This window comes from Agrobacterium sp. CFBP 3001 (assembly GCF_027871605.1).
Lineage (GTDB): Bacteria > Pseudomonadota > Alphaproteobacteria > Rhizobiales > Rhizobiaceae > Agrobacterium > Agrobacterium leguminum.
In genome coordinates, this window is the sequence record NZ_JAQAHD010000001.1 from 185,576 (window position 1) to 200,151 (window position 14,576).

Sequence of the window (14,576 nt, forward strand, 5' to 3'; positions counted from 1 at the left end):
AGACGCGAATGGCGGCGAGGGCAAGGCTCAATCGGCCTTGACGACCTCGTAGCAGACCTTGGCGGTGCCGGAGTTGATCATGCCGATGTTCTTGGCGGCTGCCTTGGAAAGATCGAGAACGCGGCCCTTGATGAACGGCCCACGGTCATTGATGCGCACCACAACGGCCTTGCCATTGCGCGCATTGGTCACCTTGACCTTGGTGCCGAACCGCAGCGAGCGGTGGGCGGCGGTCAGGTTGGCGGCGTTCATGCGCTCGCCCGAAGCAGTCTTGGAGGTCAACGCATACCACGATGCGCCTCCACAACCATTTGCCGCATTCGCCTGAAGAGGCGCAATGATGGAACAGGCGGCGATAGTTGCAGCGGTGAAAGTTATACGACGGATATTCAACAAACTGTGCTTCCCTGAAAATCGGCCCCGCGCCGATTGATTGTGCCCTTGCTAAACGGCCATGAACTGGCCTGAACGCCTTTTGATGCGAGATTGTAGGGCGAGGGAAAAATGGCGAAAAAAAGCTGACCTCAAATCACGAACTGTTACAGTATGTAATATTCGTGATCGTTAGCCGGAAAGCTGCCGGCAGGGCGTCCCGGCCAAAAGCTGGAAAAAATAACGCAGAATCAATGGATAACGGAAATGCTGTTGCGGGTCACGGCTTCGTGAATCCAGTTCACGAAATGTGAGTGAAATATTTTTCTAATGACTACGATTTTAGTGATTTTTGGACGGTTAATAAAATCCTAATTGGCTGAAATAAGACGAAAACCATCCGCAAAAGCGGGATTGGAAGGATTTTTCATCGCTTTTCGAGAGGGAATTTTTCAGCCTCGCCAGAGGCCGTTTTCCCACAATTGTCTCAGGGAGAACCTGTACTCCGGGAAGCGGAAATCGAAGCCGAGATTGCGTATTCTGGCGTTGGAAACGCGCTTGTTCTCGCCATAAAAAGAGCGCGCCATCGGCGTCAGATCGGCGGTCTCGAAGGCCTGCTCGGGTGGCGGTTCCACCCCCATCAATGCTGCTGCGAAACTCACCACATCCTGCGGCGGGCAGGGTTCGTCGTCGGTCACGTTGAAGATGCCGCGTTCGTTTTTCCGTGCCAGAAAGGCAAGTGCGGCACCGATATCCTCGACCCGGATGCGATTGAACACCTGGTCCTTCTTCACCAGCCGCCGCGCCGTTCCCTTCTCGAAATTCATGAAGGCATTGCGTCCGGGGCCGTAAATTCCGGAAAGGCGCAGGATGGCAAGCGGCACATCCGCCTTTTCCGCTGCCGCAGTCCAGGCGGTTTCCGCAGCCACCCGTTCCACGGATCGCGCGGAGACCGGGCGGCAGGGCGTTGTCTCGTCCACCCAGGCGGCGCCATGGTCGCCATAAACGCCGACGGTGGAAAGATAAGCGACCCATTTCAGATTGGGCGTGAGCTTTTTCAGATCGCCACCCAGAAGCGCAAGCAGCGGATCGCCATCCTTGCCCGGCGCGACGGATTGTACGAGATGCGTGATGTTGCCCATTGCGGCGACGAGTTCGTCATTGAGCTGAACGCCATCAAAGAGGAAGGGCGTCATGCCTGCGGCGGTGAGGTTTGGAAACTTGTCCTGACTGCGTGTGGTGCCGGAAACGCTTGCTGCTTCGGTTCTCAGCGCGTTAGCGATGGCTTTCCCAGAATATCCCGCGCCAAAAATCATCACATGCATGCGTCACGCCTCTGCCAGTTGCCATTCCATTTCCGCCTCCGGATCAGGCTCCGGCGCGCGACCGGCAGAGTATGTACGGAATTCGTCCCTGTCCATAAGCCGCGACAAAGCCCACGCGGCCATGCCGCGTACTTCGGGCGAAGGGTCGGTTTCGGCAAGCGCCTTGCATCGTTCCACGAATTGCCGGTCGGCCGAGTTGCCCGCCGCGATCAGCACATTGCGGATGAAGCGATTGCGGCCGATGCGCTTGACGGGTGAGCCGCTGAAGAAACCGCGAAAGGCTGCGTCATCGAGCGTGAGCAGGAAGGCGATGGAGGGTTCCTTCAGATCCTCGCGCGCCTGCAATTTCATCTCGGAGGCGCTCGCTGCAAACTTGTTCCACGGACAGGCGGCAAGACAGTCGTCGCAGCCATAGATGCGATTGCCGATCATCGGCCGGAATTCGTGCGGGATCGGCCCCTTGTGCTCGATGGTGAGATAGGAGATGCAGCGGCGCGCATCCAATTGATAGGGCGCGGGGAAAGCGGCCGTCGGACAGGCATCGAGACAGGCGCGGCAGGAGCCGCAATGGTCCCTTTCAGCCTCGTCAAGACAGAGTTCGGCCGTGGTGAACATGCTACCGAGAAACAGCCACGAACCATGGGTGCGGCTGACAAGGTTGGTATGCTTGCCCTGCCAGCCGAGACCGGCGGCGGCGGCAAGCGGTTTTTCCATTACCGGTGCGGTATCGACAAAGACTTTCACATCCTCGCCGGCGCGCGCGGCAAAACGGGTGGCGATTTCCTTCAGCCGCCCCTTGATGATGTCGTGATAATCGCGATTGCGGGCATAGACCGAAATGGCAGCCTTGTCGGGTTTGGAAAGCAGGCCGCGTGGGTCTTCCTCGGGGCCGTAGTTCAGCCCGAACATGACGATGGAGCGCACGTCTCCCCAGAGCGTTTTCGGCTCTGCCCGGCGGGCCTCGGTTTCTTCCATCCACGCCATCGTACCGTGATAGCCATTGTCGAGAAACTGTCTCAGCCGTTCGGGTGCGAGCGGAATGCTGTCCGGCGCGGTGATGCGACACAGATCGAAGCCAAGCGAAAGCGCTTCCTGACGAACGAAGTCCGTCAGTTTACGCGCGCGTATTCGCTGCTTTTCGCTCGCGACGTCGATGGTCGTTTCTCCTGCGGGTTATTCCGCGGCATATATAATGCATGTCGCCCGAAAGTGTGCAGCGGTTTCGGGACAACGACATGCTTTGGATACAGCCGCAGGCCACAGCAAATAACCGGAAGGCCAGACCTCAGAAGTCCAGATCGGCGTAGTGGGAGGAAGGGGCAAGGCGCGGAATGCGTTCGCTGAGGAACGGCCGGAAGGAAGGACGGGATTTCACCCGCTGATACCATTCCTTGGCAATCGGCGCTTCGAGCCAGTTGATCTCACCGAGATAGTCCAGCACCGAGACCGCGGCAGCAGCGGCAAGATCGGCATAGCTCAACCGGTCGCCGGCAAGCCAGGTGCGTGAGCCAGCCAGCCATTCCAGATATTTGATGTGCTGGCGAATGTTGTTGCGGGCCGTGCGCAGCAGCTTGGAATCCGGCGGTCCGCCACCCTGCGCCGCCGTCATCTGCAATTTATAGACCCTTTCCCGCACCAGCGGCCGGGTCACGTCGTTTTCCATCTTCTGCAGAAACCATTCCGTCAGCCGGCGGATTTCCGCACGCTGAAACGGGTCTTCGGCGAGAAGCCGACGGTCGCGCTTCAGAACCCCATGCGTTTCGTCAAGAAATTCCGCAAGCACATAGGGCCCGCTCAGCGAGCGCATATTGTCATCCAGATAGACCGGCAGGGTGCCGGCCGGATTGAGCGCCAGAAACTCCCGCCGTCTTTCCCACGGCTGCTCCTCCACGAGATCGGTCTGGAACCCGTATTCCGCGAGGATCAGACGAACGAACCGGGATGCGGTCGACATCGGAGAGTGATAGAGAGTTGGCATCGGTACTCAATTTTTACGATTGGTTGTCATGATCGGCATTTGCCGAAAAACTTTTTCAGTTTCGCTTCATCAAGACGCTATAAGAGCTTGGCTACTTTAAAACAAGTTTAACGCAATTGCCTTCCATTGCCACTTTCCCCCTGAAAAGAAGGATACCTCATGGGTGACCAATCGATCATCAGCGCGCTTCTGCTGGGCATTATCGAGGGTCTGACGGAGTTCATTCCCGTCTCCTCAACGGCGCACGTGCTGCTGGCCGGGCATTTCCTCGGCTTCAAATCACCCGGCAACACCTTTGCCGTTCTTATTCAGCTTGGTGCGATCGTTGCGATCCTTCTTGTTTATTTTCAAAAGCTTGTGTCGATTGCGCTCGCTCTGCCGACAAGCGCGAAAGCGCGCCGCTTCGTGCTGGCCGTCGCTCTCGCTTTCCTGCCGGCGGCGATAATCGGCGCTTTGGCGCATGACTTCATCAAGACCGTGCTGTTTGAAACGCCGATGCTCATCTGTGTGGTGCTGATCATCGGTGGCGTCATTCTGCTCGGCGTCGACCGCATGCCGCTGAAACCGAAATATACCGACATTATGGATTATCCGCCGTCGCTCGCCTTCAAGATCGGCCTCTTCCAATGCCTTGCGATGATTCCCGGCACGTCGCGGTCCGGCGCCACAATCGTCGGGTCGCTGCTGATGGGAACGGACAAGCGCTCCGCCGCCGAATTTTCGTTCTTCCTGGCGATGCCGACCATGCTCGGTGCTTTCACGCTCGATCTTTACAAGAACCGCGATGCGCTGAGCTTCGATGACGGTGCGCTGATCGCCGTCGGTTTCATCGCCGCTTTCGTCTCCGGCCTCTTCGTTGTTCGCTCCCTGCTGGATTTCGTGTCACGGCGGGGCTTTGCACCCTTCGCCTGGTGGCGCATCGCCATCGGTTCGCTGGGACTGGTGGCACTTCTGGTTCTGGGTTGAACCAGGGGCGGGAATAATCTCCGTTCGTGACGAACGAACAGAAAAAGAAAAAGCGCCCCGGAGAACCGGCGGCGCTTTTTCTTTGAAACTTTTAAAGGCCGATCAGTTGGTGCTGATCGAAGCCGTTGCGCAGGGGTCGACGCCATAGGCGGGAGCGCAACCGCTCTTACCCGCTGCAACCGTTCCCGGCGCCATGAAAGAACCCGCCAGAACCACCAAAGCCGCACACGCAAAAAAGAGTGCGATAGATCTGCCCATTTTATGATTGCCTTTCAGACGTTCGTTTGCGCGGATCATGCCGCCGTGTGTGAATTGAGTGGTCGGGATATGTTTGGAATGTGGCGAATATCAATAAAGCAGCTTGTTGAATACCGGGTTAATACGAAGTCTTTTCCACAGTTGCGCTTGTGCCACGCTTGCCTGTGGAGGCCGGACCACCGTTAACTTTTACCCGGCTTTGCAAAGCAGCCCTGGTTCATTCAACACCTCCCCTGCAGTTGAGGGGAAAATGCACGAATAGCGGTTTGGTTGCGATTGAATTGCGCAAAAACAAAAAGCGGGAATGGCTCCCGCTTTGTTGTGTTCGATGAGGCTGAAGATGGGCTTCAGGCCGCTTTTCCGGCATTTGAGAACTGGCCGTGCGGGCGGTATTGCACCATATAGGAAGGCAGAATGGACGCGACGCGAACGGGCGTGATGCCAATGCCTTCCAGTGTCAGGCCGTTCTTTTCGGCGTCAGTGGAAACGACATTGTCCTTTTTCAGCATGGTCACCTGATCGGGCGTCAGCGGCGGCGCAATCAGCGGCACCATTGAAGCGATCTTGCCAATCATCGACGCGACGCCGAAGGGCAGGTTGACGAAGGGACGCTCCCGGTAGGTCGCGGCAAGAACCGCCTCGAGACAGTCACGGAATGTCATGACATCCTGACCGCCGAGTTCATAGATCGCGCCGGGCTTCAGCTTGCCATCGACGCCAAGGGCGACGGCTTCCGCGACATCCTCGACATAGACCGGCTGGAACCTGGTTTTCCCGCCACCGATCAGCGGCAGGAACGGCATGCTGCGGGCCATCTTTGCGAACTTGTTGAAGAAATCGTCTTCCGGTCCAAAAATGATCGACGGGCGCAGGATCACGGCGCCAGGCAGAATGGAATGGATGGCGGCCTCGGCGCGGCCCTTCGTGCGGCCATAACCGGTCGGCGAACCGGCATCCGCGCCGATGGCGGAGATATGCGTCAGCGTGGCGCCGGCATCGCGGGCCGCCTCGGCAATGGCTTTCGCGCCGAATTCCTGTACGGCGTCAAAGGTGTTGCGGCCGCTTTCGGTCAGGATACCGACGCAATTGACCACATGGTCGGCGTCTTCCACGGCTTTGACGATGGAATCGCGATAACGCAGGTTCGCCTGGGCGAAGGAAATCTGGCCGACATTGCCGAGCGGCTGCAGGAACCCGGCGAGATCCGGGCGGCGTACGGCGACGCGGATGCGATAACCGCGCTTCGCAAGTATCCGCACGACATGCCGCCCGACAAAACCCGAACCGCCGAAAACGGTGACGAGGGGTGGAAGGTTGGCCAAGGTCATGGGAGGCTCCTCAGAAGCTGTCGATAAAGCGTTTTTCAGTCTCTTAGCCCAAAGCCGCGCGCGCGTGAAGAGATGTTGTCGCGAGGCTGGAAGACGGTTTGGGAAATGCGGTTGACGGACGTCAAATTCCTTCGACGATCATCATCTCCGCATCCGCGACTTCCTGGCGGATTTTGGCCGCGGCCTGATATTCGGGAGAATTATAGCAGTCGATGGCGTGCTGCACCGACGGGAACTCGATGATGACGTTGCGCGCACGCGCCTTGCCCTCCAGCTCGGTCAGCGCGCCGCCACGGGCCAGGAAATTGGCGCCGAACCGCTCGAAAGCGGGCTTAGCCGTCGTGACATAGTCCTTGTAACGCTCACTATCGCGCACATCGACGCGGGCGATCCAATATCCCTTTGCCATTTCATCTCCTCCGATTGTCGTTACTGATTGGCCGGAAAGCTGGCGCGCAGCATGTCGTCAAGAATGGCGCGGGCCGCCGCTTTCGGGTCTTCCGCCCTGACGATCGGGCGGGCGACGACCAGATGGCTCGATCCGGCCTTGATGGCGTCGTAGGGTGTCATCACCCGCTTCTGATCGCCGAGATCCGCGCCGGCCGGGCGAATGCCGGGGGTGACGACGGCAAGGTCCGGGCCGAGGATTTCGCGCACGGCGGTCGATTCTTCCGCCGAACAGACGATGCCGCCCATGCCAGCCTCGCGTGCCTGCTCCGCCCGGCGCAGCACCAGCGAACGGGCGTCAGAGGCATAACCTGCCTCGGCGAGATCGACGTCGTCCATCGACGTCAGCACGGTGACGCCCAGCAGGCAGAGGCCGGAGCCTTCGGCGGCCTTGACGGCGGCGCGCATCGCTTTGGGATAGGCATGCAGCGTCAGCATCGACATGCCCATGCGGGCGATGTTTTCGACACCGGAGGCGATGGTATTGTCGATATCGAGCAGTTTCATGTCGAGAAAGACCTTCTTGCCGCTCTGGACAAGGTCGCGCGCAAATTCGAGACCGCCGGCAAAGACCAGCTGATAACCGATCTTGTAGAACAGAACCTCGTCGCCGATTTTCGACACGATGTCTTCGGCCTGCTGCACAGTCGGAACATCCAGCCCGACGATGAGTTTTTCGCGCGCGGTCATTGTCTTATCCCTGCCATGTTTCCATTGCCGTCCAGTCGCATGTGGGGGACGCGGCTGCAAGTGAAAAGTCGGCGATGGAGAAGCGAAAGAGATTGCCGCCGCCGGGCGGCTGGTCCTTGCTGCGGCTGATGCCGCGGCCTTCGATATGGCATTTCAGCAGCGTACCTACGCCACCATGTCCGACAAAGGCGATTGGCTGCTGCGGGTCGTGCCGGTCGAGAACGGCTTTGACTGCCCCGACGATCCTTGCCTGAGCGTCGATTGCACGCTCCCAGCCGTGAAAACTCTCCTCGGGATGGGCGAAGAACCAGTCCGCCGCCTTTTCGAATTCCGGCGGCGGCAGGAAGCCGGTGGCGGACCGGTCGTTTTCATGCATTGCCTCGACGATGTCCATTTCCGCCCCGGAGGTTTCAGCCAGGATGCGGGCGGTTTCGATCGCCTTGGTCTCGGCGCTGGAAACGATGCGGCGCAATGACCGCGCCCAGGGCAGGCGGCTTGCCTCGCGCGTCCGCTCGGCACCCCTGTCCGAAAGCCCCCATTCGGGAACGGGAACAGCCGGATCGATCTTGACCTGGGGATGGGTGATGTAGAGCGCATGCATGGCAATCGGTCCTCAAGGGCGATGGAAAGGGCAAATCGACACCCTAACCATTCGTCACGACCGGGAAATGACGAGTTCCCGCCCTCTGTCGAAGATCAGGCCCGCGTATAGGTCCACAATTGCGCCGGCGGAATATTGCGCACGATGAAATCGAAATGACGGATGTGGTAGAGATGCGGCTGCGCGACGATGGGGGAAATCGGACCGTAGGATATCTGCACGACGGGGCGGCCATGAGGCACGCGCTTCAGCAATTCATCGAGAAGCTTGATACGGGCGGCCATGGGGAAATTCAGCATCGGCACGGCGGAAACGACGCTGTCGAACATCTGGCCCGTGTGTTCGCCAAGCGTCGCATCGAGATCGAAGGCGTCGCCATTGACGAAATTGACGCCCGGATAGCTCCTGAGGAGCTGATTGTAGAAATCGGTCGAATATTCGATGGCGGTCAGGTTCTCCGGCTTGATGCCGCGCGCCAGAATGGCCTTGGTGATGACACCGGTGCCCGGGCCGAGTTCGAGAACCGGCAGGCCGGAATGGGGATTGATGACACTGGCCATTTTTTTCGCCGTGATGGACGATGTCGGTACAATGGCCCCGACTTTTTTCGGTTGGCTGACCATGCCTTTGAAAAAGCGAATTTCTTCTTCAAATTTCTGTTCAAGCCGTTGCTTCAGGTTAAGTGCCATAGTTCCCTCAGATGCTTTTGGTCATTGTCAAAAAACTGTTACGCAATGTTGATCCCATTTGGCGCAAAAACAAGGCAAAATGTCGTAACTGGAAAAATTCGCTTACGGTTTGAAAGACACCGTCGCCGAATCAAAAAAAGCCGGTGAAGCGTTCCACCGGCTTTTTTGATGAAACCTGCAAAAAAGTCCCGTTTCAAACGCGCATCGGCATCAGAACATAAAGCGCATCGTCGCCAGCGGTGTCGCGAACGAGCGTCGGCGAGCCGGCGTCGGCCAGCAGGAAAATCGCGTCGTCGCCGGAAAGCTGCGAGGTGATGTCGAGGAGATATTTGGCGTTGAAGCCGATTTCCATCGAATCATTGTCGTAACCGACAGCCACTTCTTCCGTAGCACTTCCCGAATCCGGGTTGTTGACGGTCAGCGTCAGCTGGCCGTTGGTGAGCGCGAGCTTCACGGCGCGGCCGCGCTCGGAAGAAATGGTCGAGACGCGGTCGACAGCCTGCGCGAAGGTCTGGCAATCGACGCGCATTTCCTTGTCGTTGCCGGTCGGGATCACGCGCTGATAATCCGGGAATGTGCCGTCGATCAGCTTCGAGGTCAGAACGACCGAACCGATGGTCAGGCGGATTTTCGCATCCGAGACTTCGGCGGTGACTTCCAGCTCGGGGTTGTCCATCAACTTCTGCAACTCGCCGACGGTCTTGCGCGGTATGATGATACCCGGCATGCCTTCGGAACCGGAAGGCGCATCCACATCGGCGCGCGCCAGGCGGTGGCCATCGGTCGCGACGGCGCGCAGCTTCAGGTCGCCATTGCTTTCGATGGTATGGAAGAAAATGCCGTTCAGGTAATAACGCGTTTCTTCGGTCGAGATCGCAAATTGCGTCCGGTCGATCAGCATCTTCAGATCGGTCGCCTTCAGTTTGAAGGTGTGGCTGAAGGTGCCGGCCGTGAGGTCGGGGAAGTCCCCTTCCGGCAGGCATTGCAGCGAGAATTTCGAACGGCCGGAGGCAACCGTCATCGAGGAGCCGTCCGGATTGGTGGCCAGAAGCACTTCGGAACCGTCCGGCAGCTTGCGCACGATTTCATAAAGCAGATGCGCCGGCACGGTGGTGGCGCCTGCCTGCTCCACCATGGCCGGTGTCGCTTCGGTGATTTCGAGATCGAGGTCGGTCGCCTTCATGTCCAGATTGGCGCCGGATGCGCGCAGCAGGACGTTGGACAGGATCGGGATCGTGTTGCGACGCTCGACGACCCGGTGGACGTGGTTCAGCGATTTCAGAAGGTTCGACCGCTCAAGAGTAATACGCATGGACGCTACCGCTTTCAACCGTTGCGAACCGGCCACCGCCGGATCGGCAAGAAGAGTCTTCACCGGCCAGAAAGCCGGACAATGTGGACGGGCAAAATGGCAGAGTTATTGCAGGAAATGCAAGAGCCGAGTGCATCTGCCACGGGTCATTTTGCTGCTATACAGCATGATCCACAGGCTGGGGGCGTCCGTGGACCTTGTTCGCCGGTTTTCTATTGCCCATAAAGAGAGGAAACCAGAGCGACCGGCCGCGAATAATCGGCCAGAATGATTGGAAGCCGTGTGACGGAAGAAATATCGAACAGCGACTTGAGAGATGCAACAAAGAGCTTCAGGATCGGCACGGCCACCATTCCGGCCCGGCCGCTGGAGCCTGCGCTTTATCTCGTGGCCACGCCCATCGGCAATCTTGGCGATATCACCATCCGCGCGCTGGAAACGCTGGCCTCGGCCGATGTTCTCGCCTGCGAGGATACCCGCGTCACCCGCATCCTGCTCGAACGTTACGGCATCCGCACCCGCCCGCTCGCATATCATGAGCACAACGCAAACGAAGCGGGGCCGAAGCTCATTGCGGCGCTTGAGGCGGGAAAATCCGTGGCGCTGGTCTCGGATGCCGGAACGCCGCTCGTTTCCGATCCCGGTTACCGCCTCGGCCAGCTCGCGCTCGAGGCCGGGCATCGTGTCGTGCCGGTGCCGGGGGCATCCGCGCCGCTCGCCGCCCTCGTGGGTTCGGGAATGCCGAGCGATGCTTTCCTGTTTGCGGGCTTCCTGCCGGTGAAGGATCGGGGCAAGCGCGACCGTTTTGCCGAACTCGCAAAAATCCCGGCCACCTTGATCTTCTTTGAATCGCCGCATCGCATTGGCGCTTCCGTCAAGGTCGCGTCCGAAGTGCTCGGCCACGACCGCCGCGCCGTGGTCTGCCGCGAGCTGACCAAGACCTTCGAGGAGTTCCGGCGCGGCACGCTTGGCGAGCTTGCGGATTATTACGGTGGTGACCGTGTGGTGAAGGGTGAGATCGTGCTTCTGGTGGAGCCGCCCTCTTATGACGAGATTCCCGATATCGAGGATGTCGAGAAGCTGCTGAAGGACCTCGTCGCCACCATGCCCGCCGCCAAGGCGGCAGGCGAAGCCGCCAAGCTGACGGGCCTGCCGCGCAAGGAGCTTTATCAAAGGCTGCTGGATATGAAGGAAACGGATGGCCGCTGACGGGCGAAGCAATAACAGGCGCAAGGCCGAGCGACGCGGCCATGCCGCGGAATATTGGGCGGCACTTTATCTGCTGCTGAAGGGATATCGCATCCTCGCCATTCGTTATCGTACCCGGCTGGGGGAAATCGATCTCATCGCCCGCAAGAAGGACCTCGTCGCCATTGTCGAGGTCAAGGCGCGAACGTCCGGCGAAGGTGCCGTGGATGCCGTCGGTTTCCATTCGCAGCAACGCATTCGGGCGGCGGCCGATCTGTGGCTCGCCCGTCGCAAGGATGCCGCGCGCTTTTCGCTGCGTTTCGATATCATCGCCGTTTTGCCACGACGCCTGCCGCAGCATTTTATCGACGCCTTTTAAAGGGGAGGGAAACATGTCCACCGAGCGGGAAAAAATGGCCGCGGGCGAATGGTACAGCTGCATGGATGCCGAGCTGGATATATTGCGCTGGCGGGCACGAGGGGCCGTCCACCAGCACAATACGATGCCGCCGGATGAGCGCGGGGCAGTGGCCCCGTTGCTAAGGGCTCTGTTCGCTTCTGTTGGTGAAGGGGCATTTATCGAAGCGCCGTTTCATTGCGCTTACGGCTTCAACATCACACTTGGTAAAAATGTTTATCTCAATGCCGGCTGCACCATTCTGGATTCCGCGAAAGTTACGATAGCCGACGGCGCGATGCTCGGGCCTGCGGTGCAGATCTATTGTGCGGAACACCATCTGGACCCGGTGCCGCGAGCGCAAGGCATTGAAATCGCAAAGCCCGTGACGATCAGCCGTGATGTCTGGATCGGCGGCGGAGCGATCGTTCGGGCTGGCATCACTATTGGTGACGGCGCGATTGTCGGCGCCGGTTCGGTGGTGACGCGCAATGTGCCGCCGGGCGTGACGGTGGTCGGAAATCCGGCTCGGCCGATAAAGCGCATGACCGACTGAGATTTTCGTCAGTCGCTGTAATAAATCTGACATGGAACTGTCAAAGAGGCGTCATGGAACGTCTCTATTCGCATCCTCATCCCAATAAATGGTGGAGAGGATTTAGTAATGTTGAAGAAGATTTCCATGGCCGCAGTGGCCGTCAGCATTTCGGCGACGTCTTCCATGGCTGCTACCAACATCACCTGGTGGCACGGCATGGGCGGCCGCAATGGCGAAGTCATCAACGAAGTCGCCCAGAAGTTCAACGAAGCCCAGAAAGAATGCGCTCTGACGCCGGTTTCCAAGGGCTCCTACGAAGAAGCCCTGGCCAGCGGCATCGCTGCTTTCCGCTCTGGCGAACAGCCGAACATCCTCCAGGTTTTCGATGCTGGCGCCGCGACCATCATCAACGCCAAGGGCGCTGTCATTCCTGCCGAAGATCTCATCAACAAGGCCGGTTACAAGTTCGACCGCGATGCCTTCATCAACGGCGTGCGTTATTTCTACGCTGCCGCTGACGGTAAGTTCGTCGGCATGCCGTTCAACTCCTCCGCTCCCATCATGTACGTCAACGACGAAGCCCTGAAAAAGGCCGGCGTCGAAGCGCCGAAGACTTGGGAAGAGTTCGAGCAGGTTGCGCCGAAGCTGAAGGAAGCCGGCTACATTCCGCTCGTTCAGTCGCAGCTCACCTGGCAGTTCACGGAGAACTTCTTCTCCCGCAACAACATCCAGTTCGCCACCAACAATAACGGCTATGACAGCGTCACCGACACCAAGCTCAAGGTCACCGACCCGAACCTCGTCATGATGTTCGACAAGCTGAAGGACTGGAAGGACAAGGGCCTGTTCGCCTATTACGGCGCCGGCTGGAACGACAACCAGAAGCCCTTTGAAGAAGGCAAGGTCGCGTTCTGGATTGGTTCTTCGGGCTCCTTCGGCGGCCTGCAGAAGACGGCGACCATGCCGTTCTCGGCAACCTTCCTTCCTTACTGGGGCTCCATCAAGGGTGCCGGCACCAACTCCTTCATCGGTGGCGCGGCGCTTTTTGCAATGTCGGGCAAGTCTGAAGCCGAAAACAAGTGCGTGGCCGACTTCTTCCAGTTCCTGACCTCGCCGGAAATCCAGGTCTTCTACCACAAGGCAACCGGTTACGTCGCTATCACCAAGGCCGCTTACGAAAAGGCCAAGGCTGAAGGCTTCTACAAGGAAAAGCCGGTCGCGGAAGTCGGCATCCAGCAGCTCTCGCTGCCGGGCGGCGAATGGTCCAAGGGTTACCGCCTCGGCTTCTACCCGCAGATCCGCGCCGTCATGGAACGCGAATATAACCGCATCTTCTCCGGCGAAGTGACCCCGAAGGACGCCTTCGACATCATCGAGAAGGAAGGCAACGACCTGCTCGCCCGTTTCGCCAAGACGGCCGGCTGATCGTCTGTTTCGAAACCAATGACCATTGCCGAGCCTCCTTTCCCACGGAAGGGAGGCTCGCTCTCGGATAAGGAAGCGCAAGCGTGGCCTATACATCGTCTCAACCGCGCCGGTTTTTGTCCGGCTGGTCCGCAAAGGCTGGAAAGCCAGCCAAACCTGCCGACGCCGGCATGAAGCGCGTGCAGTTCTCCTCGTCCTACGTACCTTACCTGTTTCTGGCGCCGCAGCTTGCGGTGATTTTCATCTTCTTCTACTGGCCATCGGTTCAGGCCATACATTCGTCCTTCTATATCGAAGACCCGTTCGGTTTCGGCGCTTCCTTCGTCGGACTTGCCAACTATTCGGATGCGATCTTCAGCCCCGAATATCTCAGCATCGCCAAATTCACGGTTGTCTTCACCGTGCTGGTCACCTTCTTTTCGCTGGCGCTCGGCCTGCTGCTCGCCGTCAAGGCCGACGCGGTCATTCGGGGCAGCTCGACATACAAGACGCTGTTGATTTCCGTCTATGCCATCGCGCCGCCGGTCGCCGGTCTCATCGGAATGATGTTTTTCGACCAGCATATTGGCCCCTTCGTGAAGATGGCTGCATTCCTCGGCTGGGACATGAAGGTCGGCCTTAATTATTTCGATACGGCCTTCGCCATGATCGTTGTCGCGGTCTGGAAGCAGATCCCTTACAACTTCATTTTCTTCCTCTCCGGTCTTCAGGGCGTTCCGGTCTCCGTGCGGGAAGCCGCGGCCATCGACTGCCGTTCTGGCTTTCGCAGGTTCTGGACGGTGATCATGCCGCTTCTGGCGCCCACGGCCTTCTTCCTGCTGATCATCAACATCACCTATGCGCTCTTCGACACATTCGGCGTCATCGACGTGATGGTGAAGGACAAGGCTGCCAACAACCCGATCACGCTGGTCTACAAGGTGTTTCTGGATGGTTTCCGCGGCAATGACATCGGTGGCTCTTCGGCCCAGTCCGTCATCCTGATGCTGGTCGTCTTCGTTCTCACCATCATCCAGTTCCGCTTCATCGAAAAGCGCATCCATTACAATTGAGGGAAAAGAC

16 protein-coding genes are annotated in these 14,576 nt (G+C 58.7%); 6 read left to right on the forward strand and 10 right to left on the reverse strand.

Annotated features, from left to right (window positions below):
* Nucleotides 1-27 precede the first annotated feature (27 nt).
* The 4 genes from PH605_RS00940 to PH605_RS00955 all read right to left on the reverse strand — a co-directional run bounded on the left by PH605_RS00940 (nucleotide 28) and on the right by PH605_RS00955 (nucleotide 3,675).
* Nucleotides 28-396, reverse strand: a complete 369-nt coding sequence (locus tag PH605_RS00940; protein WP_059759243.1) for a septal ring lytic transglycosylase RlpA family protein — start codon at nucleotides 394-396, stop codon at nucleotides 28-30.
* 428 nt (nucleotides 397-824) lie between these two features.
* Complete coding sequence (locus PH605_RS00945; RefSeq protein WP_142844099.1) at nucleotides 825-1,697, reverse strand: SDR family oxidoreductase; 873 nt, start codon at nucleotides 1,695-1,697, stop codon at nucleotides 825-827.
* A gap of 3 nt (nucleotides 1,698-1,700) precedes the next feature.
* Nucleotides 1,701-2,852, reverse strand: a complete 1,152-nt coding sequence (queG, locus tag PH605_RS00950; RefSeq protein WP_065654606.1) for a tRNA epoxyqueuosine(34) reductase QueG — start codon at nucleotides 2,850-2,852, stop codon at nucleotides 1,701-1,703.
* Between the two features lie 130 nt (nucleotides 2,853-2,982).
* Nucleotides 2,983-3,675 (reverse strand): glutathione S-transferase family protein, encoded by a 693-nt coding sequence (locus PH605_RS00955; RefSeq protein ID WP_003520121.1) that lies wholly within the window; start codon nucleotides 3,673-3,675, stop codon nucleotides 2,983-2,985.
* A 159-nt stretch (nucleotides 3,676-3,834) separates the two neighbouring features.
* Between PH605_RS00955 and PH605_RS00960 the strand changes: the two genes are divergently transcribed.
* Entirely contained in the window at nucleotides 3,835-4,641 is an 807-nt protein-coding gene (locus tag PH605_RS00960) for an undecaprenyl-diphosphate phosphatase (RefSeq protein WP_142844098.1), read from the forward strand.
* Between the two features lie 605 nt (nucleotides 4,642-5,246).
* On the opposite strand, the gene PH605_RS00965 is transcribed toward PH605_RS00960, so the two are convergent.
* From PH605_RS00965 to dnaN, 6 genes are all read right to left on the reverse strand, one after another.
* A complete protein-coding gene (locus PH605_RS00965) occupies nucleotides 5,247-6,227 on the reverse strand; it encodes a complex I NDUFA9 subunit family protein (protein ID WP_065654604.1) in 981 nt (326 codons plus the stop codon).
* A gap of 121 nt (nucleotides 6,228-6,348) precedes the next feature.
* Nucleotides 6,349-6,636, reverse strand: a complete 288-nt coding sequence (locus PH605_RS00970) for a DUF1330 domain-containing protein (RefSeq protein WP_065654603.1) — start codon at nucleotides 6,634-6,636, stop codon at nucleotides 6,349-6,351.
* 20 nt (nucleotides 6,637-6,656) lie between these two features.
* A complete protein-coding gene (gene pyrF / locus PH605_RS00975; protein ID WP_125145210.1) occupies nucleotides 6,657-7,364 on the reverse strand; it encodes an orotidine-5'-phosphate decarboxylase in 708 nt (235 codons plus the stop codon).
* 4 nt (nucleotides 7,365-7,368) lie between these two features.
* A complete protein-coding gene (locus PH605_RS00980) occupies nucleotides 7,369-7,965 on the reverse strand; it encodes a histidine phosphatase family protein (protein WP_142844097.1) in 597 nt (198 codons plus the stop codon).
* Between the two features lie 95 nt (nucleotides 7,966-8,060).
* Nucleotides 8,061-8,654 (reverse strand): phospholipid N-methyltransferase PmtA, encoded by a 594-nt coding sequence (gene pmtA / locus PH605_RS00985; RefSeq protein WP_080855846.1) that lies wholly within the window; start codon nucleotides 8,652-8,654, stop codon nucleotides 8,061-8,063.
* A gap of 193 nt (nucleotides 8,655-8,847) precedes the next feature.
* On the reverse strand, nucleotides 8,848-9,966 hold the full coding sequence (gene dnaN, locus PH605_RS00990; protein ID WP_142844096.1) for a DNA polymerase III subunit beta: 1,119 nt from the start codon (nucleotides 9,964-9,966) through the stop codon (nucleotides 8,848-8,850).
* Nucleotides 9,967-10,233: 267 nt separating this feature from the next.
* Between dnaN and rsmI the strand changes: the two genes are divergently transcribed.
* From rsmI to PH605_RS01015, 5 genes are all read left to right on the forward strand, one after another.
* Entirely contained in the window at nucleotides 10,234-11,175 is a 942-nt protein-coding gene (gene rsmI, locus PH605_RS00995; RefSeq protein ID WP_065654599.1) for a 16S rRNA (cytidine(1402)-2'-O)-methyltransferase, read from the forward strand.
* Nucleotides 11,165-11,533, forward strand: coding sequence for a YraN family protein (locus PH605_RS01000; RefSeq protein ID WP_065654598.1), 369 nt, complete (start codon nucleotides 11,165-11,167; stop codon nucleotides 11,531-11,533). Before rsmI ends, PH605_RS01000 begins: the two co-directional genes overlap by 11 nt.
* 13 nt (nucleotides 11,534-11,546) lie before the next feature.
* Nucleotides 11,547-12,107 (forward strand): sugar O-acetyltransferase, encoded by a 561-nt coding sequence (locus PH605_RS01005; RefSeq protein WP_142844095.1) that lies wholly within the window; start codon nucleotides 11,547-11,549, stop codon nucleotides 12,105-12,107.
* A gap of 108 nt (nucleotides 12,108-12,215) precedes the next feature.
* Nucleotides 12,216-13,514 (forward strand): extracellular solute-binding protein, encoded by a 1,299-nt coding sequence (locus PH605_RS01010; protein WP_142844094.1) that lies wholly within the window; start codon nucleotides 12,216-12,218, stop codon nucleotides 13,512-13,514.
* A gap of 83 nt (nucleotides 13,515-13,597) precedes the next feature.
* A complete protein-coding gene (locus PH605_RS01015; protein WP_170985783.1) occupies nucleotides 13,598-14,566 on the forward strand; it encodes an ABC transporter permease subunit in 969 nt (322 codons plus the stop codon).
* The last annotated feature ends 10 nt before the right edge of the window (nucleotides 14,567-14,576 follow it).